1 protein-coding gene is annotated in these 328 nt (G+C 45.4%); it reads left to right on the forward strand.

Translation table 11 applies throughout. The features are described from left to right. Nucleotides 1-328: hypothetical protein (locus ABHV44_RS16260; RefSeq protein ID WP_459075768.1), on the forward strand; the 328-nt coding region annotated here is incomplete at both ends.

Genomic DNA, 328 nt, shown 5'->3' on the forward strand with positions numbered 1-328 from the left:
GACAACTGTGGTGAGGTGACCCTTACTTACGAGGACACACCAGTATCAGGAGGATGCGCAGGACGTATCATCCGTGACTACACAGCAGTAGATGAATGTGGAAACAGTTCAAGCTTTGAGCAAATCATCACATTGGTTGATGAAGTAGCTCCAGAATTTGTGCTCTTCCCAGAAGACGTAACAGTAGAATGCGACCAGGTACCATCTAACGAAGGACTGGAAGTAGAATACACAGACAACTGTACAGATGTAACACTTGAATACAACGGTGAAGTAATCACTGAAGGTGAGTGCGCAGGTCAGTACACAATTGAGCGTACATGGACTA

The sequence above is a fragment of the Halocola ammonii genome (genome assembly GCF_049334165.1).
In the GTDB taxonomy this organism is placed as follows: Bacteria; Bacteroidota; Bacteroidia; order Flavobacteriales_D; family Sanyastnellaceae; genus JBEGHD01.